The organism is Paraburkholderia sp. CI2 (assembly GCF_014201055.1).
In the GTDB taxonomy this organism is placed as follows: domain Bacteria; phylum Pseudomonadota; class Gammaproteobacteria; order Burkholderiales; family Burkholderiaceae; genus Paraburkholderia; species Paraburkholderia tuberum.
On the sequence record NZ_JACHDL010000010.1, the window covers coordinates 25,498 to 48,414 of the forward strand.

20 protein-coding genes and 1 pseudogene are annotated in these 22,917 nt (G+C 65.0%); 14 read left to right on the forward strand and 7 right to left on the reverse strand.

Features of this window, described 5'->3' with window-relative positions; all coding sequences use genetic code 11:
* Positions 1-90 precede the first annotated feature (90 nt).
* Positions 91-330 carry a hypothetical protein gene (locus HDG32_RS15725; protein WP_090802818.1) on the forward strand — a complete coding sequence of 80 codons (240 nt, stop codon included), beginning with the start codon at positions 91-93 and terminating at the stop codon, positions 328-330.
* Between the two features lie 67 nt (positions 331-397).
* Here HDG32_RS15725 and rfaE2 read toward each other — a convergent pair whose 3' ends face one another.
* The 6 genes from rfaE2 to HDG32_RS15755 all read right to left on the reverse strand — a co-directional run bounded on the left by rfaE2 (position 398) and on the right by HDG32_RS15755 (position 6,601).
* Positions 398-880 (reverse strand): D-glycero-beta-D-manno-heptose 1-phosphate adenylyltransferase, encoded by a 483-nt coding sequence (gene rfaE2 / locus HDG32_RS15730; protein WP_152851779.1) that lies wholly within the window; start codon positions 878-880, stop codon positions 398-400.
* A 161-nt stretch (positions 881-1,041) separates the two neighbouring features.
* Entirely contained in the window at positions 1,042-1,920 is an 879-nt protein-coding gene (locus HDG32_RS15735) for a ferritin-like domain-containing protein (RefSeq protein WP_184026492.1), read from the reverse strand.
* 539 nt (positions 1,921-2,459) lie between these two features.
* Positions 2,460-3,239, reverse strand: a complete 780-nt coding sequence (locus HDG32_RS15740) for a PhaM family polyhydroxyalkanoate granule multifunctional regulatory protein (RefSeq protein ID WP_184068613.1) — start codon at positions 3,237-3,239, stop codon at positions 2,460-2,462.
* Between the two features lie 82 nt (positions 3,240-3,321).
* Entirely contained in the window at positions 3,322-4,179 is an 858-nt protein-coding gene (locus tag HDG32_RS15745) for an enoyl-CoA hydratase/isomerase family protein (protein WP_184068616.1), read from the reverse strand.
* Positions 4,180-4,233: 54 nt separating this feature from the next.
* Positions 4,234-5,487 (reverse strand): ABC transporter substrate-binding protein, encoded by a 1,254-nt coding sequence (locus HDG32_RS15750; RefSeq protein ID WP_184068619.1) that lies wholly within the window; start codon positions 5,485-5,487, stop codon positions 4,234-4,236.
* 130 nt (positions 5,488-5,617) lie between these two features.
* Entirely contained in the window at positions 5,618-6,601 is a 984-nt protein-coding gene (locus tag HDG32_RS15755; RefSeq protein ID WP_184051339.1) for a fumarylacetoacetate hydrolase family protein, read from the reverse strand.
* A gap of 147 nt (positions 6,602-6,748) precedes the next feature.
* Between HDG32_RS15755 and HDG32_RS15760 the strand changes: the two genes are divergently transcribed.
* The 7 genes and pseudogenes from HDG32_RS15760 to HDG32_RS15790 all read left to right on the forward strand — a co-directional run bounded on the left by HDG32_RS15760 (position 6,749) and on the right by HDG32_RS15790 (position 14,900).
* Entirely contained in the window at positions 6,749-7,675 is a 927-nt protein-coding gene (locus HDG32_RS15760; RefSeq protein WP_184068623.1) for an IclR family transcriptional regulator, read from the forward strand.
* A 42-nt stretch (positions 7,676-7,717) separates the two neighbouring features.
* A complete protein-coding gene (locus tag HDG32_RS15765) occupies positions 7,718-9,037 on the forward strand; it encodes a DUF3108 domain-containing protein (protein ID WP_184068626.1) in 1,320 nt (439 codons plus the stop codon).
* 150 nt (positions 9,038-9,187) lie between these two features.
* Positions 9,188-9,976 (forward strand): alpha/beta fold hydrolase, encoded by a 789-nt coding sequence (locus HDG32_RS15770; RefSeq protein WP_184068629.1) that lies wholly within the window; start codon positions 9,188-9,190, stop codon positions 9,974-9,976.
* Positions 9,977-10,094: 118 nt separating this feature from the next.
* Complete coding sequence (locus HDG32_RS15775; protein ID WP_062125693.1) at positions 10,095-10,352, forward strand: DUF3567 domain-containing protein; 258 nt, start codon at positions 10,095-10,097, stop codon at positions 10,350-10,352.
* 293 nt (positions 10,353-10,645) lie between these two features.
* Entirely contained in the window at positions 10,646-11,716 is a 1,071-nt protein-coding gene (locus HDG32_RS15780) for a homocysteine S-methyltransferase family protein (protein ID WP_184068632.1), read from the forward strand.
* Between the two features lie 67 nt (positions 11,717-11,783).
* Positions 11,784-14,513, forward strand: a pseudogene (gene metH / locus HDG32_RS15785) (methionine synthase); the annotation flags it as partial.
* Positions 14,514-14,702: 189 nt separating this feature from the next.
* Complete coding sequence (locus tag HDG32_RS15790; RefSeq protein ID WP_018419250.1) at positions 14,703-14,900, forward strand: hypothetical protein; 198 nt, start codon at positions 14,703-14,705, stop codon at positions 14,898-14,900.
* A gap of 131 nt (positions 14,901-15,031) precedes the next feature.
* Here HDG32_RS15790 and HDG32_RS15795 read toward each other — a convergent pair whose 3' ends face one another.
* Positions 15,032-15,358 (reverse strand): DUF1840 domain-containing protein, encoded by a 327-nt coding sequence (locus HDG32_RS15795; protein ID WP_018419249.1) that lies wholly within the window; start codon positions 15,356-15,358, stop codon positions 15,032-15,034.
* Between the two features lie 459 nt (positions 15,359-15,817).
* Between HDG32_RS15795 and argS the strand changes: the two genes are divergently transcribed.
* The 6 genes from argS (at position 15,818) to HDG32_RS15825 (ending at position 22,785) form a co-directional block, all read left to right on the forward strand.
* Entirely contained in the window at positions 15,818-17,608 is a 1,791-nt protein-coding gene (gene argS, locus HDG32_RS15800) for an arginine--tRNA ligase (protein WP_184068638.1), read from the forward strand.
* 79 nt (positions 17,609-17,687) lie between these two features.
* Positions 17,688-18,491 (forward strand): SPOR domain-containing protein, encoded by an 804-nt coding sequence (locus tag HDG32_RS15805; RefSeq protein ID WP_260336489.1) that lies wholly within the window; start codon positions 17,688-17,690, stop codon positions 18,489-18,491.
* Between the two features lie 176 nt (positions 18,492-18,667).
* Entirely contained in the window at positions 18,668-19,306 is a 639-nt protein-coding gene (locus HDG32_RS15810) for a thiol:disulfide interchange protein DsbA/DsbL (RefSeq protein WP_090802791.1), read from the forward strand.
* Between the two features lie 15 nt (positions 19,307-19,321).
* Positions 19,322-20,095: an SDR family oxidoreductase gene (locus tag HDG32_RS15815; protein ID WP_184068644.1), complete on the forward strand. Its 774-nt coding sequence runs from the start codon at positions 19,322-19,324 to the stop codon at positions 20,093-20,095.
* Between the two features lie 3 nt (positions 20,096-20,098).
* Positions 20,099-20,917 (forward strand): helical backbone metal receptor, encoded by an 819-nt coding sequence (locus HDG32_RS15820; RefSeq protein ID WP_184068647.1) that lies wholly within the window; start codon positions 20,099-20,101, stop codon positions 20,915-20,917.
* A gap of 281 nt (positions 20,918-21,198) precedes the next feature.
* On the forward strand, positions 21,199-22,785 hold the full coding sequence (locus HDG32_RS15825) for an ABC transporter substrate-binding protein (RefSeq protein WP_184068650.1): 1,587 nt from the start codon (positions 21,199-21,201) through the stop codon (positions 22,783-22,785).
* Positions 22,786-22,917: the final 132 nt, after the last annotated feature.

Sequence of the window (22,917 nt, forward strand, 5' to 3'; positions counted from 1 at the left end):
AGTTGCGCGCAATTCGCCGCCCATTTTCCGAACCCGAGTTTTTCCCGCACGCCCCAGGCTCAACTTCTTTCTGAATTGGAAACACCCACAATGCTTCGCTGGCCGATCGCCATTCTGATTGTTGTCAACGTGCTGGCTTTCGTCGCGCTGCTTGGCGCCTTCGGCCCCACACCCACCGCCAGCGGACGCGAGCCAAATCATCTGAATCGCCAGATTCATCCGGACTGGCTGAAGGTGCGGCCGGTCAGCGCCGCCGATGCGGCCGACCAGGCGGTGGTCGGCGGACCCGCGCCGCAGGCGCCGATTTCGACATCGGAGTTGCCGCAGTAATCAGGTGAGCGACGCGATCGGTTAGAAGTTCAGCAGTGCGCCGCGCGTTTTGCGGTAACGGGCGGCATCAACCCTGCGTCCGCACCTTCTTCAACAGCGCGGTCGTCGAGCGATCGTGCTCGAACGCAATCGCGAGCGCCTTGCCGCCCCAACCGCGCACGAGCGCCGATTCGGGCAGCGCGTCCATGTCGTAGTCGCCGCCCTTAACGAGCACGTCCGGGCGCAGCGCGGAAATTAGCTCGACCGGCGTCTTCTCGCCGAAGCCCACCACGTAATCGACGCTTTCCAGCGCCGCTAGCAAGGCCATGCGGTCGGCCTCGTTGTTGATCGGCCGGTCGTCGCCTTTGCCGAGCATCCGCACCGACGCGTCGCTATTGACACCAACGATCAGGCACGCGCCCAGCGCCTTTGCGTCGGCCAGATAGGTCACGTGACCACGATGCAGGATATCGAACACGCCGTTCGTAAACACGACGGGCGCGCGCAGCGAAGGACGAAGCTTCACCAGGGCATCGCGCGTCAGAATCTTCCGTTCAAAGATGGCGGTCATCGCACGGTCACAGAGTTGGGGAATTAGGGAGTTGGGGCGTGACGGGAACAGGAATGCCAGGTGCCGTCACGATACACGGTGGACGGCCCGAAGCAAAACGGTCCGGCAAGCTCACGCTTGCCGGACCGCCGTTTGATACGGTGCTGAAACCGCCTGAGTCGTTACGCCGGCTGCTGCTGCGCCGGGTTTTGTTCAGCAGCTTGCAGACGCGCGACCACTTCCTTGCGATAACGGTTCAGTTCCTGCGCGGTGTTGAACGTGCGTTCGAACAGCAGCGACAGGTTGTGCAGAATGCGCTCGATGACCTTCTTTTCCCAGCCGTCGTCGAAACGGATCTGCTCGTCGAGCCAGCGCTCGAGCCATTCCGGATCCGGCAGACGCGACTGGATCGTGTCGCGCGGGAACAGCGCCTGGTTCACGTGCAGGTTGGTGGGGTGCAGCGGCTTTTCGGTGCGACGCGCCGACGCCATCAGCACGCCGATCTTCGCGAACGCGGCACGCGCGATGTCGCCGGTTTGCGCCATCGCCTTCTTCATGTAGCGCAGATACGCGCCGCCGTGGCGCGCTTCGTCGCGCGAGATAGTTTCGTAGATGTGCTTGATGACTGGCTCGGTATGCCATTCGGCGGCACGGCGATACCAATGATTCAGGCGGATTTCGCCGCAGAAGTGCAACATCAGCGTTTCCAGCGGCGGTGCGGGATCGAACTCGAAGCGCACTGCGTGCAGTTCCTCTTCGGTCGGGACCAGTTCCGGCTTGAAGCGGCGCAGGTATTCCATCAGCACCAGCGAGTGCTTCTGCTCCTCGAAGAACCACACGCTCATGAATGCGGAGAAATCGCTGTCGTGATGATTGTCACGCAGAAACATTTCCGTGGCGGGCAACGCCGACCATTCGGTGATCGCGTTCATCTTGATCGTCGCGGCTTGCTCGTCGGTCAACAGCGATGCATCGAATTTGTCCCAGGGAATGTCCTTCTCCATGTCCCATCGAACGGATTCGAGCGATTTATAAAGTTCCGGATAAAGCATGGTGTTCATAGTCCCACCCCTGTTCTGCACATACTGTGTGTGTCTGTTGCTGCTACGTGTAGCCGTTTTTACCTACGACGAACGGACGTGCCGTTTATCGGCCAAGCATTCAATTTTACGCGTTAATCAGCCGCCCAGAAGCATCGGGCAGCAAAGAAGTCCGGGCTTTTGTATTGGCGCCTGAAGCGTGAATCAGGCGCCGTGGCCAACCGTGGGGAAGGGATACCCTTTGCCTGAGGTCGAGCCAGTCTGGGTCGACAACCGCACCGTCCCGCCCTGCACCGGTAGCGCCGGCGGCGAATGACGCGAGGGCGGCGGGATTGGTCGTTTTCGGCGCGCGCCCCAAAGCCAGATCAAGCTTACACAATGATAGCACGCGCCTCCCACGAAACCCGTGACAGAAGCGGCGCGAGCGCACTGTGGTATTGACTTCTCTCAATAAAGTCGGCGATTCGCGCGGGGGGAAACCGCCGGCGCTGGAATAGGGGAAAACGCAGCCGATCAGTCGCCTTCATCAACGGCCACTGATTCCCGGCGCGCCGTCCGGCTCACGTCGACTTTTTCGGCGTTGCCGCGCTCGTTCCGGCCGCGCGTTTGGCCGACGGCGCGGCGCGCTTCGCCGCCGGCCGTTTGACGGCGGGCTTCGCGTTGTGCGCGGCGGCGCCCGACGCATCGGCGCCCGACGCATCCGCGGCCTTCGACGGTTCCGGCTTGCCCTGCGTGCCCCCGCCCGCCGCGGCGACCGCGACGGACGGCTGCGTCATCGCGAACTGCGCGATCTGGTTGAACTGCGATTGCAGCAGATTCCACCACGCGGACGCATCGAAGCCGGGCGCCGCAGGCGCTTCCTCTTCGTCGCTGTCGGCCTGCGTGGCGCTTTCGGGCCTGGGCTCGGCCGGCTTCGTCCAGCGCGGCGCCGGGGCGGTGTTCGGCGCGTCACTCGCGGCGGCACCCGACGCAGCAGCCGCCGCCTGCGACATCGACGATTGCGCGAACGCGCCGAACGCGCGCAGCGTCGCGAGCGTCGCACGTTGCACTTCGAGCGCCTGGATCGCCGACTGCAGCATGCTCAGATTCAGCTTCAGCCATTGCTCGACCGCGCGCATGTCGGTGACGCGCTTGTCGAGCTCCTCGACGCTCGTGAGCGGCGCCATCATGTCGGACATCATCGACAGCGACGGACTCGTGCCCCCACCCGGCTGCGCGCCCGTCATGGCGGCGCCGAACGGCGACAGTCGAATCATGCTCCACATGCGATCGAGCATTTCAGCGGGCGGAAAACCGGGGAAGCCGGGAAAGGGCGGCGCGGAGCCAGTGGTGTCGGTCATGGTTGTCGCCTCGGTGCTGGATGATAGGTGGAGCGCGCGATGCCGCGCGCGTCGATTCGATCATACCGTGTGGGGTATGACATCACGATCGTTGGTCGTTACGTGAACCGCCCGCGCCAAAATCGGCCGCGCGCCGCTCGCGCAACGAGCTCAGGCCCTCGCGCACGTCGGGCCCCGCGAAGCCCATGAATTCCAGCGCGAGCGACGTATCGAACGCCGGCCCCGCCGTGCGCAGCCAGTTGTTCAACGCGTACTTGGTCCAACGGATGGCGGTCTGCGAACCGTCGGCCAGCTTGCGCGCGACTTCGAACGCCTTCGGCAGCAGATCGCTTTCGTCGACGGCCAGCGACACGAGCCCGATGCGCTCCGCCTCCTCGCCGCTCACCGGCTCGCACAGCAGCAGGTAGTACTTCGCCTTCGCCATGCCGCACAGGAGCGGCCAGACGATCGCCGCATGATCGCCCGCGGCGACGCCGAGGCGCGTGTGTCCGTCGATGATGCGGGCCGTCTTCGCCGCGATCGAGATATCGGCGAGCAGCCCCGCGACGAGCCCGGCGCCGACCGCCGGCCCGTGCATCGCCGACACGATCGGCTTGCCGCAGTTGATCACGTTGTAGACGAGATCGCGCGCTTCGCGCCACACACGCGTGCGCACCTCGAAATCGTTCGCCATGTCCTCGACGAGCTGCAGATCGCCGCCGGCCGAAAAGCCTTTACCCTCGCCGCGAATGATCGCGACGCGCGCATCGGGATCGCGATCGATATCGCGCCAGATTTCCGCGAGCTCGTAATGCATGCGTGCGTTCGCGGTCGCGAGGCCGCTTTTATTCGCGCCCTCGCCGCTCATCACGACTTCGAGCACGCCATGCGGATGACGCTGCAAACGCAGCGACTGGTAGTGCGCGTAGTACGCGTCGTTCGGTTGCGATGGCTGAGGCATGGTGAGCAGTCCGGAGGAGATTCGTTCAGTCGCGCGCGGAACGCCGCGACCCGTTCAATGCGGCTGATAAAGCCACTTGCCATTGGTGATTTCGACCATCACGCGGGCGCGCTGATCGAGCCCGAGATGATCGGCCGCGCTCATGTTGACGACGCCATTGGTGTCCGCGAGACCGCGTGTTCCTTCGAGCGCGTCGCGCAGCGCGCGGCGAAACGGCGGCGTGCCGGGCGTGCCGGCTTTCAGCGCGAGCGGAATCGCATGCTCGAGCAACGCGCCCGCGTCCGACGTGTACGAACCGAATGCCGACACGCTGCCCGCCCCGTGCTGCGCCTCGAAGCGCGCGATGTAATCGAGGGCGAGACCCTTCGCCGGATGATCGGCCGGCAATTGCGCGGCGACCAACACTGGGCTCGCGGGCAGGAAGGTGCCGTTGCAATCGGCGCCGCACACGCGCAGGAAGTCGTTATTGCCGACGCCGTGGTTGTGATAGATGACGCCCTTGTAGCCGCGCTCGCGCAGCGTTTTCGGCGGCAACGCGGCAGGCGTGCCGGCCGCGCCGACCACTACCGCGTCGGGGTGGGTCGCGAGAATCTTCAGCACCTGGCCGGTCACGCTCGGATCGGTGCGATTGAAACGCTCGCTCGCGACCACGTCGATGTGATGCAGTTGCGCGAACTTCGCGACCTCGGCGTAGAACGTCTCGCCGAGCGCGTCGGCCTGGCCGATGAACGCGATCGTCTTCACGCCGTGTCCGCTCGCATGCTCGGCGATCGCCGAGGCCATCATCGCGTCGGTCTGCGGCGTCTTGAAGACCCAGCGACGTTTCGCGTCGACCGGTTCGATGATTTTCGCGGACGACGCGAGCGAGATCATCGGCGTTTCGCCCTCGGCGACCACGTCGATCATCGCGAGCGAATTCGGCGTGATCGACGAGCCGATGATCGCGTCGACGTGATTCTCGCTGATGAGCTTCCTGGTGTCCTGCACGGCGTGGGTCGTGTCCGATGCATCGTCGAGCACGATGTATTCGACGTTCTGCCCGCCGATCTGTTTGGGTAGCAGCGCGACCGTGTCGCGCGCGGGAATGCCGAGCGACGCGGCCGGCCCGGTCAGCGACAGCACGAGACCGATTTTCACCTGCGCGAACGATGTCAGCGGCAACGCGCAGGCAAGCGCGGCGCACAGCGTCGCGGCGCGCCGCGCGAAGCGCCGACCACGTTGAGGCAAGCCACGCGCGCTCGTGCGCGCTTCAACGGGCGACGCGCAAGCGCGCCGACGTCCAGCTGCGGAGAAGTCCAATCGCGGCATGCTGTCCTCACGTCGGGGTTTTCGTTGTGATGTTTGCCGCAGTGTAGCCGCGCGCGCAAGTGGCGGCATCGGGCGAAACCCTTTCGCGCGTGCCGCCCGCGTCAAAGCATTGCCGCGTGAGCGCCGCGCTTCATTCGAGCGGCGCGATGCTCTGCTCGATCGCACCGAAAATCGACTTGCCCGCATCGTCGAACATTTCGATCCTCACGGTGTCGCCGTATTTCATGAACTCCGTTTGCGGCGCGCCGTGCTCGATCGTTTCGAGGCAGCGCTTCTCGGCGATACAGCAGTAGCCGCGTTTCGCGTCCTTGTTCGACACCGTGCCCGAACCGACGATGGCACCAGCACGCAGATTGCGCGTTTTCGCGGCATGCGCGATCAGCTGACCGAAGTGAAACACCATATCGGTGCCCGCGTCGGGCTGGCCGACCTTCCTGCCGTTCCAGTGGACGATCATCGGCCGATGCACGCGGCCTTCGCGCCAGTGTTCGCCGAGCTCGTCGGGCGTCACGGCGACCGGCGCGAATGAGGTGGCCGGCTTGCTCTGGAAAAAGCCGAAGCCCTTCGCGAGTTCGGCGGGGATCAGGTTGCGCAGCGACACGTCGTTGACGAGCATGACCAGCCGCACGCCGCGCAGGGCCTGCTCGGGCGTCGCGCCCATCCGCACATCGCCGGTGACGACCGCGACTTCGGCCTCGAAGTCGATGCCGTACTCTTCCGATGCGCACGCCACGTCGTCGCGCGGGCCGATGAAGTCGTCGCTACCGCCCTGGTACATCAGCGGGTCGGTCCAGAATTCGGGCGGCATTTGCGCGCCGCGCGCGCGCCGCACGAGCTCGACGTGGTTCACGTACGACGAGCCGTCGGCCCACTGGAACGCGCGCGGCAGCGGCGCCATGCACTCTTTGGCGTCGAATGAAAAGCTGTTGCGCGCACGGCCCTGGTTCAGCGCATCGTAAAGGTCGTGCAGTTGCGGCGCGTAGAAGGCCCAGTCGTCGAGCACGCGCTGCAGCGTGGGCGCAATCGCGTCGGCGATGGCCGCCGTGTGCAGGTCGCGGGACACGACGATCAGTTGACCGTCGCGCGTGCCGTCCTTCAGCGAGGCAAGTTTCATAGAGCTGTGAACCGTGTATTAGTGACGATGGAAGGAATGTATTCTACGATGGTGAATCGGCGCGGCCCAATATCTGCGTGTTCGTCGTCGTGTCACCGTAGCCGTCTCCATTACGATCACCGAACGCGCTGCCCGCGCTTTTTGCACATGTCCGCCAACGCCCGCTCCGGCACGATCCGCACCCGCACCGACCCCGCGTCCGCCGACGATCTGCTCGATCCCGCCCATGCAACCGACGCCACCGGCGCCGATGACGAACCCGGCGAACCCGGCGAAGAAAAACTGCGCTCGGGCATCCAGTCGATCGAGGTCGGTTTCAGGCTGCTCGACGTGCTGACCCACGAGCCGCGCGCGATGATGCTGCGCGATCTCGCGCAGCGCGCGGGCATGAGTCCGGCGAAGGCGCATCGCTATCTGGTCAGCTTTCTGCGTCTCGGCGTGGTCGCGCAGGACCCGCTGTCGGGCCGCTACGAACTCGGCGGCTTCGCTTTGCAGTTGGGGCTCGCGCGGCTTGCTCGCGTCGACGGTGTGAAGCTCGCGCGCATCGCGCTCGCCGAACTGCGCGACCGGCTCGACCTGACCGTCGGCATCGCGGTGTGGGGCAATCAGGGACCGACGATGGTGCACTGGATGGAGTCGAGCTATCCGGCCAAGGCGTCGCTAAAGCTCGGCGACGTGATGCCCTTGCTCAGTTCGGCGACCGGTCTGCTGTTCGCCGCCTACCTGCCGTCCGGCAAGACCGCCGCGATGCTCGAGCACGAGCTGGCCGACTCGCGGCGCTCGTCGTATAGCGGCGCGCCACGCACCCGCGAAGAGGTCGACAAGGTGCTCGCCGAGGTGCGCGAGCACGAGGCTGCGCGCGTCGAAGGCATGCTGCTGCCGACGATCCACGCGTTTTCGTTGCCGGTGTTCGATTCGACCGGCGAACTCGCGCTCGGTCTCGTCGCGCTCGGCCATGAAGGCGCCTTCGATATCCGCTGGGGCGGCGAGATCGATACCGCGTTGCGCGAATGCGCGCGCAAGCTGTCGTACGAACTCGGCTATAGCGCGACGCCGCGTGGTGACAACGGTTGATACGCACCGTATCCTTTCACGCTCTCACCGATTCAAGCGCCGATGGATTTTGCTTCCGCCAACCGCCGTCATGATCGCCTGCCCGCTTTTGGTAGCGGGCCGGGACGCGGCGCGCGCGCGTGGCGCTGGATCGCCGTCCTCGCGGCCGTCGCGGTTGTGCACTGGATCGCGGCGCAATGGTTCGAGCGCAATCGCGTGGATCTGAATCCGGCGAATCGCGAGCATGTGCCGGTGCAGGTCGTGCTGCTGACGCCCGAAAGGGTCGAGCGTCAACCCGCGCCACAGCCCGCCGTGCCGGCACCGCATCCGCCCGCGCCTGCACGCAAGCCCGCGGCGAGGCCGCCGCGCGAGCAGCATGTGATGACCGCGTTGCAACCGGCCAAACCGGACGAGCCCGCGGCCACGCCGGCATCGGAGGTGGCGGCTAGCGCGCCACCCGCCATCGCGAACGCGAATGCATCGGCCCATGCGAATGCCAGTGGCGCCGTCGCGAGCGCCCCTGCCGCGGCCAGCGCGCCGCAAGCGTCGCAGGGTGTGAAGTTTTCGGTACCGCCGTCGGCCGAACTCGACTACGACACGTTCTACAACGGCGTGCGCAACGCGCCCGGCACGATCCATTGGGCGAGCGACGGGCAGGGCTACGAAATGGTCGTATCAGTGCCGCTGCCGTTCGTCGGTCCGTTCGTGTTTTCGAGCCACGGCGGCATCGATGCCTTTGGCCTCGCGCCGGCGCAGTACAGCGAAAAGCGTGGCCGTCGCGCCGAAGACATCGCGATCTTCAATCGCAATGACAAGAAGGTTGGCTTTACGCGCACGCCCGCCTCGTTGCCGTTGCCCGACGGCGCGCAGGATCGCTTCAGTGTCGTGATGCAGCTCGCGAGCCTCGTGCGCGGCGATCCTGACGCCTATAAGCCTGGCGTGACGCGACAGTTTTTCGTCGTCGATACCGATAGCGGGGAGAATTGGCCGATCGAGACGATCGGCGACGAAACGATCCGCGCCGCGCAAGGCTATCTGGAGACGCGTCACTTCAAACGTCTGCCGCGCCACGATGGCGACCAGCGCCGCGTCGATGTGTGGCTCGCCCCGTCCCTTGGCTGGCTGCCGGCGCGCATCCTGCAGACGGAGCCGAACGGTACCCAGTTCGAACTGGTGTGGCGCGGCAAGCTGAATGTCGATGGCACGTCGCCGGATGACCGCGGCAATGGTGGCGCGCCGGCCACGCCTGCTGCACCCGCGGCTTCCGCTGCCACGGGCCCTGCAACGCCAGCGCCAGCACCGGCCGACGCATCGGCAGTAACACCCGAGGCCGCCCCATCTGCACCGGTCGATTCGACCGCTCCGACCATCATCAAACCGTGACACTTTTCGTGACACAGTGTCACGAGCAAATCCGCACGAGATCGGCGAAACTTCCTTTGCAACGCTGACTCGCACGTCAATGGAGCCTCGTTCGCGCGAACGAGGCGACCCACCGCGCTTTTTCACTGCGTTTCCTTCAGAGGAGTCCACATGCAAGTGAACATCAACGGTATCGACACACGCTACGTGCTGAGCAACGAAGGCGGCGGCCCGTGGCTCACGTTCATCCATCAGTTGGGCGGCGATCTTTCCATCTGGGATCAGATGGCAGGCTATTTCCGCGACGATTACACGGTGCTGCGCTACGACGTGCGCGGCCACGGCCACAGCGCAGTTGCGCGCGAGCCGTTCGCCATGCACGATCTGGCCGACGATCTCGCCAAACTGCTCGATGCCCTCGGCGCGCGGACGACGCACCTGGTCGGCCTGTCGCTCGGCGGCATGATTGCGCAGCAGTTCGCGCTCGACCATCCATCGCGCATCGACACGCTGACGATTGCCGACAGCACCGGCGGCACTCCGCCCGAGAACCGTGAGTTGTGGAATCAGCGCGCCCACACCGCGCGCAGCGACGGCATGGAGGCGCTGTTACCGTCGACGATCGCGCGTTGGCTCACGCCCGACTTTCAGGCCGGCCATCCCGAAGCGGTCGAGCCGATCCGTGAGACATTTGCGCGCACCTCGCCGGAAGGTTTTGCGATGGCCTGCGAGGCACTGCGCGATTTCGACCTTCGCGGCCAGCACGGCGCAATCCGCTCGCCGACGCTGACGGTGGCCGGACGTCACGACACTGGCACGCCCCCTGCTGCTACGCAGGCAATAGCGGAGGCGATCGAGGGCGCCCGCTTCGAGTTGCTGGACGCCGCGCATCTCGCGCCAATCGAGCAATCACAGCGTTTTGCCGCCTTGCTTGAATCGTTTCTGGAGCGGCGAGTCTAACCGTCAGGTCCGGAGTTTTTACTTGCGTCGTCCGGACCCACCCCTTGAATTCCATCCCACATGCTCCACCTACGGTGCAGAAAAGGGCAGGAGCCCAACGGAAATAAGGAGTGTCGCCATGCAAATGATCTATAACAGCCCTAACTACTGTGTCGTCGAGTTTCCTCCGCAGGAAGGTCTGCTTGCCATGAAGTCGGGCGGCTACGAGATTGTCGACAAGAACATGCAGCGCGAAATCTACATCGACGGGGCAATGGCGGCGCGTTTTCGCGAGCATGTGCAAAAGCTGATCGAAGGCGAGCCGACGCTCGACGAGGTTGATGAATTCCTCGGTCAATTCGACAGTCTGATGCATCAACCGGTGGTCCTGCATTGACTGGAGGTGTTCAGCTGGCGCTCTGGCGACATCGATCGACCGCGCCGCGCGGCTTTGCCGGCGGGTTCCATCAAGCGGTCGGCGGCAGCGAAACGGCCCGGCAGGCTTTGGCTTGCCGGGCCGTTTTTTATTGCATCGTTTGTTAGCGCGTTTCTGAATTCCCGGCGCGGCGCGTCCGTATCGGTCGATTTTGCCGGCCGCGCCTCGCACTCTCCACCGCGGCGGGCGCATCCGCCCGGCTGCGGCTACAATGACAGGCTTTCCGCCAACGCCGGCGCAAGCCCTCGTCCGCCATGACCCAGCCTGCTCAATCCATCACGCCAGTCCGTTCGGAGCCCGCCTACACCCGCGGCGCAGCGCTGCCCGCGCTGCTGAACTCGCGCATCCTGATTCTGGACGGCGCGATGGGCACGATGATCCAGCGCTACAAGCTCGACGAAGCCAGCTATCGCGGCGAGCGCTTCAAGGACTACGCGCGCGACATCAAGGGCAACAACGAACTGCTGTCGATCACCCAGCCGCAGATCATCGCCGAGATTCACGAGCAGTATCTCGCGGCGGGCGCGGACATCATCGAGACCAACACGTTCGGCGCGACCACGGTCGCGCAGGCCGACTACGGCATGGAATCGCTCGCCGTCCAGATGAACATCGAATCGGCGAAGCTCGCGCGCGCCGCGTGCGACAAATACGCAACGCCGGACAAGCCGCGCTTCGTCGCCGGCGCGATCGGCCCGACGCCGAAAACCGCCAGCATTTCGCCGGACGTCAACGATCCGGGCGCGCGCAACGTGACCTTCGACGAACTGCGCGCCGCGTACTACGAGCAGGCGAAAGCGCTGCTCGACGGCGGCGCGGACCTGTTCCTCGTCGAAACGATCTTCGACACGCTGAATGCGAAGGCCGCACTGTTCGCGCTCGACGAGCTGTTCGAAAACACCGGCGAGCGTCTGCCGATCATGATCTCGGGCACCGTCACCGATGCGTCGGGCCGCATTCTGTCGGGCCAGACCGTCGAGGCCTTCTGGAACTCGCTGCGTCACGCGAAGCCGCTCACGTTCGGCCTGAACTGCGCGCTCGGCGCGGCGCTGATGCGTCCGTACATCGCCGAGCTCGCGAAGCTGTGCGACACCTACGTGTCGTGCTATCCGAACGCCGGCCTGCCGAACCCGATGAGCGACACCGGCTTCGACGAATTGCCCGCGGATACCTCTGGCCTGCTGAAGGAATTCGCCGAAGCGGGGCTCGTGAACATCGCGGGCGGCTGCTGCGGCACGACGCCCGAGCACATCGCGGCGATCGCGAAGGCGCTCGCCGAGTTGAAGCCGCGCAAGTGGCCGAGCCAGTATCGCGACGCGGCCTGAGCCCGCCGAAACACTTCGCCCCGACGTCCTGCACGTCCTGCACGTCCCTTAACGCACGCACCCGACTCGCACACACGCCATGACCGATCACACCATGCGCCTTGCCGGCCTCGAGCCGTTCAACGTCACGTCCGGGACGCTCTTCATCAACGTTGGCGAACGCACCAATGTGACCGGCTCGAAAGCGTTCGCGCGAATGATCCTGAACAATCAGTTCGACGAAGCATTGGCCGTCGCGCGCCACCAGGTCGAGAACGGCGCGCAGGTAATCGACATCAACATGGACGAGGCGATGCTCGATTCGAAAGCGGCAATGGTCCGCTTCATGAATCTGATCGCGTCGGAGCCGGACATCGCGCGCGTGCCGATCATGATCGACTCGTCGAAGTGGGACGTGATCGAGGCGGGTCTCAAGTGCGTGCAGGGCAAGGCGATCGTCAACTCGATCTCGCTGAAGGAAGGCAAGGAAGCGTTCGTTCATCATGCAAAGCTGATTCGCCGCTATGGCGCGGCTGCGGTCGTGATGGCGTTCGACGAACAGGGCCAGGCCGATACGTTCCAACGCAAGACCGGGATTTGCAAGCGCTCGTACGACGTGCTCGTCAACGAAGTCGGCTTTCCGCCCGAGGACATCATCTTCGATCCGAACATCTTTGCGATCGCGACCGGCATCGAGGAACACAACAACTATGCGGTCGACTTCATCGAGGCGACCCGCTGGATCAAGCAGAACCTGCCGTACGCGAAGGTGAGCGGCGGCGTGTCGAACGTGTCGTTCTCGTTCCGCGGCAACGATCCGGTGCGCGAGGCGATTCACACCGTGTTCCTCTATCACGCGATCCAGGCGGGGATGGACATGGGCATCGTCAACGCGGGCCAGCTCGGCGTGTATGCCGAACTCGATCCCGAACTGCGCGAGCTCGTCGAAGACGTCGTGCTGAATCGCCGTCAAGACGGCACCGACCGCCTGCTCGAAATCGCCGACAAGTTCAAAAGCGGCGCCGCGAAGAAGGAAGAGAACCTCGAGTGGCGCAAGCAGCCGGTCGAGAAGCGTCTCGCGCATGCGCTGGTGAGCGGCATCACCACGTTCATCGTCGAAGACACCGAGGAAGTGCGCGCGAAGATCGCCGCTGCAGGCGGCCGTCCGATCAACGTGATCGAAGGTCCGCTGATGGACGGCATGAACATCGTCGGCGACCTGTTCGGCCAGGGCAAGATGTTCCTGCCGCAGGTCGTGAAGTCGGCGCGCGTAATGAAGCAGGCGGTCGCGCATCTGATCCCGTTCATCGAGGAAGAAAAGCGCCAGCTCGCGGCGGCCGGCGACGACGTGCGCGCCAAGGGCAAGATCGTCATCGCGACCGTGAAGGGCGACGTGCACGACATCGGCAAGAACATCGTGTCGGTCGTGCTCCAGTGCAACAACTTCGAAGTGGTCAACATGGGCGTGATGGTCCCGTGCAGCGAGATCCTCGCGAAGGCGAAGGTCGAGGGCGCGGACATCATCGGGCTGTCGGGCCTGATTACGCCGAGTCTCGAAGAAATGGCCTACGTCGCATCGGAAATGCAGCGCGACGACTACTTTCGCGTCAAGAAGATTCCGCTCCTGATCGGCGGCGCGACGACCTCGCGTGTGCACACGGCGGTGAAGATCTCTCCGCACTACGACGGGCCGGTGGTCTACGTCCCGGACGCGTCGCGCTCGGTATCGGTCGCCTCGAGCCTGCTGTCCGACGAGGGCGCCGCGAAGTACATCGACGAACTGAACGCCGACTACAACCGCATCCGCGATCAGCATGCGAACAAAAAAGCACAGCCGATGGTCACGCTCGCGCAAGCGCGCGCCAATAAGACGAAGATCGACTGGGCAGGCTATCAGCCGGTCAAGCCGAAGTTCATCGGCCGACGCGTGTTCAAGAACTTCGATCTGAACGAGCTCGCGAACTATATCGACTGGGGTCCGTTCTTCCAGACGTGGGATCTCGCCGGCCCATATCCGGCGATTCTCAACGACGAGATCGTCGGCGAATCGGCGCGGCGCGTGTTCTCCGACGGCAAGTCGATGCTCGCGCGCCTGATTCAGGGCCGCTGGCTGCAGGCCAACGGCGTGATCACGCTGTTGCCGGCCAACACGGTGAACGACGACGACATCGAAATCTACACGGACGAATCGCGCAGCGAAGTCGCGCTGACGTGGCGCAATCTGCGTCAACAGAGCGTGCGGCCGGTGGTCGACGGGGTGATGCGGCCGAACCGCTCGCTGGCCGACTTCATCGCGCCGAAGGACTCGGGCGTCGCCGACTACATCGGCATGTTCGCGGTGACGGCGGGTCTTGGCGTCGACGTGAAGGAGAGGCAGTTCGAGAAGGATCTCGACGACTACAGCGCGATCATGCTGAAGGCGCTCGCGGACCGGCTCGCCGAAGCATTCGCCGAAGCGTTGCACGCGCGCGTGCGGCGCGACCTGTGGGGCTACGCCAACAGCGAAAACCTCTCCAGCGACGAGCTGATCGCCGAGAAATACCGCGGCATCCGCCCGGCGCCAGGCTATCCGGCCTGCCCCGACCACCTCGTCAAGCGCGACATGTTCGACGTGCTGCGGGCGAACGAAATCAACATGAGCCTGACCGAATCGCTGGCGATGCTGCCGGCGGCGAGCGTGTCGGGCTTCTACCTCGCGCATCCGGACAGCACCTATTTCTCGGTCGGCAAGATCGGCGCGGATCAGCTCGACGACTACGCGCAGCGGATGTCGCTCACGAAAGCGGACGCCGAGCGCGCGTTGGCGCCGTTGCTTTGAGCGTGAAGCGATACGTGGCCGGGCCGTGCGGCCCGAGCCGCGCGTGCGCGACTATATCGAGTCCGAAAGACAGAATATTTGGCGCCACGGCAATTTCGGCTTTGTAGACTGAGTCGGCTTTCATCCCGTCAGGCGCGAGCACAACGCGCCGGCTCACCGAAATTGCAACCGTCAACGGAGAAAAATCGTATGAAGAAGCTGACACTGTTATTGACCGCTGTTTCGCTGGCCGCGGGCGCTTCCGTGGCGCTCGCACAACCCGCCGCGCCGGGCGGATCGAGCGCGGTCAGCTCCTACTCGCCCCCCACCGAGGCGCATGTCAAAAAGGCGAAGAAGCAAAAGATGAAGAAAGGCGCGGCAGCGTCGGCGGCCCCCGCGAGCCAGTGAGCGGCGAGGCGGACAAGCCCTCTGAATGACAAAGAGCCCGCGTCAAGCGGGCTCCTTTCTTTGAGTGCGCCCCAAAAGCGCTTATGAAGGCCTTCTGAGACCGGGCCGCGGCGCTCGGGACCCAGCAGAAATCAAAGCCCCCAGACGATATCCGCGTTTTCCTTCTGCGCCGCGCGCAGCATGTCGAGGAACGGATACGCGCGCTGCGCGAGACCGGGCGGAATCTCGTGACGATCGCGGCCGTCTTCGCCCTCGTGGAAATGGCCCTCGTGCTCGGCGCGCTCCTGCTTGTCGGAGGTGATCGCCGCTTCGAGCTTCTCGATGGCCGGGCCCAGTTCGTCGTGAGTAATGACGCCCCGCTGCCCAAGGCGTTTGCCGACAATGCCGACCAGATACTGCGCCAGATTCTCCAGCATCATCACGTCCGGGCAGGCGTGGCACTTGAAAGTAATCAGCATGACTGTTCCCTTTTTCGTTATGTCGGGTTAACGCATGAGCGTCCCAAGGGCTGCAACAGCGTGCGCCTGACGTGGCGCCGGCAAGGCGCGGCGGCCCCAGCCCCTCGTGGGCAACTCATTGAACATATTAGCACCTGCTAAAATCCGTCTGAACGGAAAAGCGCGCCGCCCAGCGCCACGTATGGCAAGGCTCGACGAGCATCGCACACGTGGGCCAAGCGGGGGCGTCGAGCCATCGGCCGCGATCCGCATGCCGCGCGAGCCTGCGTGCCGGCGGGCCGCCGAGCGGAGTCCACCGCGTTGCGCTGCTTGCGTCTCGTCGCATCGCCTGGGGGGACAGTCTGCCGGCGGCGCAGCCATCGGCGCCGCAAAGCGCTGCCGCGTTCAACGCTTGCGACACCGGCCTCGGCCGGCGCCTCTTCCGCCTTACCGGATTGCCTCACTGGACTCGCAACAAGCATGCTGCCCGCACACAAACACACACTCGAAACACTGCTCGCCGAGACGGTGAAGCAGGTCGCGACTGCCACCCAAGGCGCGACGGAAGCCGCCTTCGTCTCGCCCGCCATCGCGCTGGAGCGCCCGAAAGTCGCCGCGCACGGCGACGTCGCGTGCAACGTCGCGATGCAGCTCGCCAAGCCGCTGCGCGCCAATCCGCGCCAGCTCGCGCAACAGATCGTCGATGCGCTGCTCGTCAATCCGCAGGCCAAAGGCCTGATCGACACCGCCGAAGTGGCGGGCCCCGGCTTCATCAACCTGCGGCTCACGGCCGCAGCCAAGCAAGGCGTGATCGCCGCCGTGTTCGCCGAGAAGGACGCGTACGGCCGCTCACGGCGCGACGCCGGCAAGCACGTGCTGATCGAGTTCGTGTCGGCCAACCCCACCGGCCCCCTGCACGTCGGCCACGGCCGCCAGGCCGCGCTCGGCGACGCGCTCGCGAACGTGCTCGCGTCGCAGGGCTGGGACGTGCACCGCGAGTTCTACTACAACGACGCCGGCGTGCAGATCCACACGCTCGCCCTGTCGACCCAGGCACGCGCACGCGGCCTCGCCCCCGGCGACGAAGGCTGGCCCGCGTCGGCCTATAACGGCGAGTACATCGCCGACATCGCGAAAGACTATCTGAACGGCATCACGGTCGAGGCGAGCGACGGCGAGCCCGTCACCGGCGCGCGCGACGTCGAGGACCTCGAGGCGATCCGCCGCTTCGCGGTCACGTATCTGCGTCGCGAGCAGGACATGGACCTGCAGGCGTTCGGCGTGAAGTTCGACCAGTACTACCTGGAATCGTCGCTGTACGCGGAAGGCCGCGTCGAGAAAACGGTCGACGCGCTGATCGCCGCGGGCAAGACCTACGAGCAGGAAGGTGCGCTGTGGCTGCGCACCACCGACGACGACGACGACAAAGACCGCGTGATGCGCAAGACCGACGGCACCTACACGTACTTCGTGCCGGACGTCGCCTATCACGTCGCGAAGTGGGAGCGCGGCTTCACCAAGGTCATCAACGTGCAGGGCTCGGATCACCACGGCACGATCGCGCGCGTGCGCGCAGGTCTGCAGGGTCTCGGCATCGGCATTCCGAAGGGCTACCCCGACTACATCCTGCACAAGATGGTCACGGTCATGCGCAACGGCGAAGAGGTGAAGATCTCGAAGCGCGCGGGCAGCTACGTGACGGTGCGCGACCTGATCGAATGGTCGGGCGGCGCGACGCCGGGCTCGGAAGCGGCCGTCGATCTGATCGACGAGGAAACCATTCGCCGCGGCCGCGACGCGGTGCGCTTTTTCCTGATCTCGCGCAAGGCGGACACCGAGTTCGTGTTCGACATCGACCTCGCGCTGAAGCAGAACGACGAGAATCCGGTGCACTACGTGCAGTATGCGCACGCGCGCATCTGCTCGGTGATCGCCGAGTGCAACGCGCGCTACGGCCTGGACGAGAACGCGCTCGCAAGCGTGGATTTCGCGCCGCTGACAAGCGAGCGCTCGATGGCGCTGCTCAACAAGCTCGCCGAATTCCCGGACATGCTGCAGCACGCCGCCGACGAACTCGCGCCGCACGCGGTCGCCTTCTACTTGCGCGAACTCGCCGGCGAATTTCACTCGTTCTACAATGACCGTGCCGAGCGCGTGCTGGTCGACGACGCGGCCGAACGCAACGCTCGCGTCGCGCTGCTCGCGGCCACGCGCCAGGTGCTGGCCAACGGTCTCGCGACGATCGGCGTCTCCGCTCCCGTCAAGATGTAACTCCTCCAGCGTAATATGCGCGCGGCCGTCGTTATAATCGGCGGCCGTTCCTGGATTCTTTTTGCAGGTGATTCGTACGATGGCAAAACCACGCCGCACAACAAAGCAATCGAAGCAAACCGGGGGCACTTTTCTCGGCATCGTGCTGGGCCTGATCGTCGGCCTGGCGATCGCGGTAGTGGTGGCGCTGTATATCACCCGTGCGCCTACGCCGTTCGTGTCGAAGGTCGCGCCGCCAGCGGCGACCGACAACGGTGCGAGCCAGCCGCAATACGATCCGAACCGTCCGCTGCAAGGCAAGACGCCGGGCCAGCCGGTGCCGCAGGCCGCGCAACCGGCTCCGCCGAACACCGCGCCGGGCCAGACCAACGCCCAGACCCAGTCGGGCATGCTCGAAGAACCGCAGATCGTCGAAGTGCCGCCGTCGGGCGGCAACGCGAATAACAACGGCACGGCGGTCGCGCCGAATCCCGCGCAGGAGAACGGCACCGGCGGCATCGTCGCGCCGGCGCCGGCGAAGAAGCCGCAGACCTCGAGCGCGCCGGCCGCCACCGCGGCAGGCTCCGTGCCTAAGAGCACGAGCGCGACCACGGTCGCCAACGCCAAGCCGGGCTCGGCCGCCGCTCCGGCGCCGGGCGAGGCGAACACCGGCTATTTCCTGCAGGTCGGCGCGTACAAGACCTCCGCCGATGCCGAACAGCAGCGCGCGCGCCTCGCGTTCCAGGGCTTCGAATCGAAGGTCACGCAGCGCGATGCCGGCGGCGTCACGTACTACCGCGTGCGCATCGGGCCGTTCTCGAAGTTCGAGGACATGAATTCGAGTCGTCAGCGTCTGTCGGACGCGGGTGTCGATACCGCGGTGATCCGCTTCACCAAACAATAAACAAACGGTAATGCCGGCCCGCACGGCGCGTCGAACTATCGGCGCGGCGCGCGGGTCACAAGCACGATGGCCGCTTCGACCTGTATTGTGGCGGGCGGCCACACCGAATCCGACCAGCGGCGACGGGCTCTTAGCATGGCGTCGCCGCGCTACCGCCTTATCTGGGTCTACACAACATGAAAAAGCTGCTGAGCATCCTGTTTCTCTCGCTAGGCCTGATCGCGGCCAGCGCGCATGCGTCGCCGACCGCGCCGGTTGCCGGCAAGGACTACACCGTGCTGGCCTCGCCGCAACCGACCGACGTGCCGGCCGGCAAGATCGAAGTCATCGAATTCTTCTGGTACGGCTGCCCGCATTGCAATGAATTCGACCCGTTCCTCGAAGCCTGGGTCAAGAAGCAGGGCCCGGACGTCGTGTTCCGCCGCGTGCCGGTCGCCTTCCGCGACGACTTCATCCCGCACTCGAAGATGTACCACGCGCTCGACGCGCTCGGCGTCGCGAACGAACTGACGCCGAAGGTGTTCAACGAAATCCATGTCAACAAGAACTATCTGCTGACGCCGGAAGACCAGAGCAAATACCTCGCGACGCTCGGCGTCGATCCGAAGAAGTACATGGAAGCGTACAACTCGTTCTCGACGCAAAGCGCGCTGCAGAAGGACAAGAAGCTGCTCGACGACTACAAGATCGACGGCGTGCCGACGCTCGCCGTGCAGGGCAAGTATGAAACCGGCCCGGCCGCGACCGGCACCCTGCCGGGCACGATCCAGGTGCTCGACTACCTCGTCTCGCAAGTCCGCGCCAAGAAGATGTAATCACGAGGCGCCGGTATGACCTCTCCGCTGAAGGTTTTCATTACCGGCGCTTCGAGCGGCATCGGCCTCGCGCTCGCCGGCGAATACGCACGGCGCGGCGCGATTCTCGGCCTCGTCGCCCGCCGCGGCGACGCGCTCGCCGCGTTCCAGCGGTCCCATCCCCAGAACACCGTCTCGATCTATGCAGTCGACGTGCGCGACGCGGAAGCGCTCGCCGATGCGGCCGCGCGCTTCATCGCCGCGCACGGCCTGCCGGACGTCGTGATCGCCAACGCCGGCATCAGCCGCGGCGCGCTGACGGGTCACGGCGATCTGCGCACGTTCCGCGAGGTGATGGACATCAATTACTTCGGCATGGTCGCGACGTTCGAGCCATTTGCCGCCGCGATGGCCGCATCGAAGCGCGGCACGCTGGTCGGCATTGCGAGCGTCGCGGGCGTGCGCGGCTTGCCCGGTTCGGGCGCGTACAGCGCGTCGAAATCGGCGGCCCTGAAGTATCTCGAGGCGTTGCGCGTCGAGATGCGGCCGTTCGGCGTCGGGGTCGTCACGATCGCGCCCGGCTATATCCGCACGCCGATGACCGAGCACAATCCGTACAACATGCCGTTCCTGATGGACCCCGACCGTTTCGCGACGAAGGTCGCGCGGGCAGTCGAACGGCAGACGTCGTTCGCGGTGTTTCCGTGGCAGATGCGCGTGGCCGCGTTGCTGCTGCATGTGCTGCCGCGCTGGCTCTACGACCGCGTGTTCGAACGCGCGCCGCGCAAGCCGCGCGCCGCCACCGAGTAAGCCATGCAGTCCCGTGCGGTCGATGCAGCCGGCGTCGCGCACGAATCCGCGGGCACCGACGCGCGCATCGTGTCGCTGGTGCCGAGCCTCACCGAAACGCTGTTCGCGCTCGGCCTCGAACAGCAGATCGTCGGGCGCACCGGCTTTTGCGTGCATCCGCGCGACAAGGTCTGGGCGGTGCCGAAGGTCGGCGGCACGAAGGCCGTCAAACTGGACGCGATCCGCGCGCTGCGCCCCACCCATCTGATCGTCAATGTCGACGAGAACGAACGCGACACCGTCGAGCAACTGCGCGCGTTCGTGCCGCACATCGTCGTCACCCATCCGCAGACGCCGCACGACAACCTCGCGCTGTTCGCGCTGCTCGGCGCGATCTTCGGGCGTGAAGAAGAAGCGCGGCGCTTGAGCAACTCGCTCAAAGCGCGTCTGCGCGAAGCCGGCGCTCACGCCTTCGCCGCGCAGAGCGTGCTGTACCTGATCTGGCGCGAACCGTGGATGAGCGTCGCACGCGACACCTACATCGCCGCGATGCTGCGCCTCGTGAACTGGCATACGCTTCCCGACGTGCGCGGCGGCAGCGCGGGCGCCGCGCGTTACCCCACGCTCGACTTCGACGACGCGCCGTGGCTCGCGCAGGTCGACCGCGTGCTGCTGTCGAGCGAGCCGTACCGCTTCACGGCCGCGCATCGCGATGCGCTCGCGCGCGATCCGCGTCTCACCGGCAAGCGCATCGATCTGATCGATGGGGAAATGACGTCGTGGTACGGCGTGCGCGCAATAAGTGGCATCGGCTACCTGCTGCGTCAGGCCGCCGCAGCCTGAGGCGGCAGCATGGCCGCGCCGCCCCCATATGGATATGTCGATTAAATTGTTGTCGCCAAAATGGCCCTTCGATAAGCTTTCGCGAAGGCGCGCCGCCGGCCAGGCCTCGAAGGCCGGCCCCCAGGCCTCAGGCCGGGATCGCCCGACCTGTACGACGGCGCCGGGAACGTATCACAATCGTGGCGACGCGCGCGCCGGGACCGCTGACCTGCCCGCTCACGCATCGCCGCCATAAACACAACCAGACGCACTGCCTGACTGCGCTCGTTACCGGAGATCCTATGCGCTTCAAACTGCTCGCAGCCGCCATCCTGCTCACTGCGCCCGCGCTCGTGCTCGCCAAACCGTTGACCGTCTGTACCGAATCGAGCCCTGACGGCTTCGACGTCGTGCAGTTCAATTCGCTCGTCACGACGAATGCATCGGCCGACGTGATCTTCAACTCGCTGGTGTCGTTCGACGAAGCCGCGAAGAAGGTCGTGCCCGCGCTCGCCGACAAGTGGGAAGTGAGCCCCGACGGCCTGACGTACACGTTCCACCTGCGCCCCAACGTGCAGTTCCAAACCACCGACTACTTCAAGCCCACCCGCGCGCTCAATGCCGACGACGTGATCTTCACGTTCGACCGCATGCTCAACGACAGCAATCCGTGGCACAAGGTGGCGGGCGCGAGCGGCTTCCCGCATGCGCAATCGATGGGGCTGCCGAAGCTGATCAAGTCGATTACCAAGGTCGACGACAACACGGTCAAGTTCGAGCTGAACGAGCCGAACGCGACGTTCCTGTCGATCCTGACGATGGGCTTCGCGTCGATCTATTCGGCCGAGTACGCGGACCAGTTGCTGAAGGCCGGCAAGCAGGTCGATCTGAATGCGAAGCCGATCGGCACCGGCCCGTTCGTGCTGAAAAGCTATACGAAAGACGCGGTGATCCGTTATGACGCGAACCCGACCTACTGGGGACCGAAGCCGAAGATCGAGCGCCTGATCTACGCGATCACGCCGGACGCGACCGTGCGCGCGCAGAAGGTGAAGGCTGGCGAATGCGAGATCGCGCTCTCGCCGAAGCCGCAGGATCTCGCCGACGCGAAGAACGACAAGTCGCTCGCGATCGTGCAGACGCCCGCGTTCATGACGGCCTTCGTCGCGCTGAACACGCAGCAGAAGCCACTTGAAAACCAGAAGGTGCGCGCCGCGCTGAACATGGCGTTCGACCGCACGACATATCTGAAGACCGTGTTCGACAACACCGCGACGCCGGCCGTGAACCCGTTTCCGCCGAATACGTGGAGCTACAACCATTCGATCAAGGGCTGGCCGTACGACCCGGCGAAGGCGAAGAAGCTGCTCGCCGACGCGGGCTATCCGAACGGTTTTGAAACGACGATCTGGGTGCGTCCGAATGGCAGCGTGCTCAATCCGAATCCGAAGGCCGGTGCCGAACTGCTGCAGGCCGACTTCGCGAAGATCGGCGTGAAGGCGGACGTAAAGGTGATCGAATGGGGCGAGCTGATCAAGCGGGCGAAGCAGGGTCAGCATGACACGCTGTTCATGGGCTGGGCCGGCGACAACGGCGATCCGGACAACTATCTGTCGCCGCTCTTCAGTTGCAACGCGGTGAAGTCGGGCATCAACTTCGCGCGCTTCTGCGATCAGGACCTCGACAAGCTGATCGCCGACGGCAGAGCGACGTCCGATATCGCCAAGCGCACGAAAGCGTATGAAGCCGCGCAGCAGATCATCCACGACGAAGCGCTGTGGATTCCGCTCGGCTATCCGACCGCTGCCGCGATCACGCGCACGAACGTGAGCGGGTATCACGTGAGTCCGTTTGGTCGGCAGAATTTTGGGGCGGTGGTGGTGCAGTGACTGCGGGCTGCGGTTGACGCGGCCGGAACTGCAAGAAAGCCCGGTTTTTGAACCGGGCTTTTTTTATTCAACGCGCGAATTGGCTGGTTGCATTTGACACTGCGTAACCTCTTTCCGACGTGATCTCGGGCC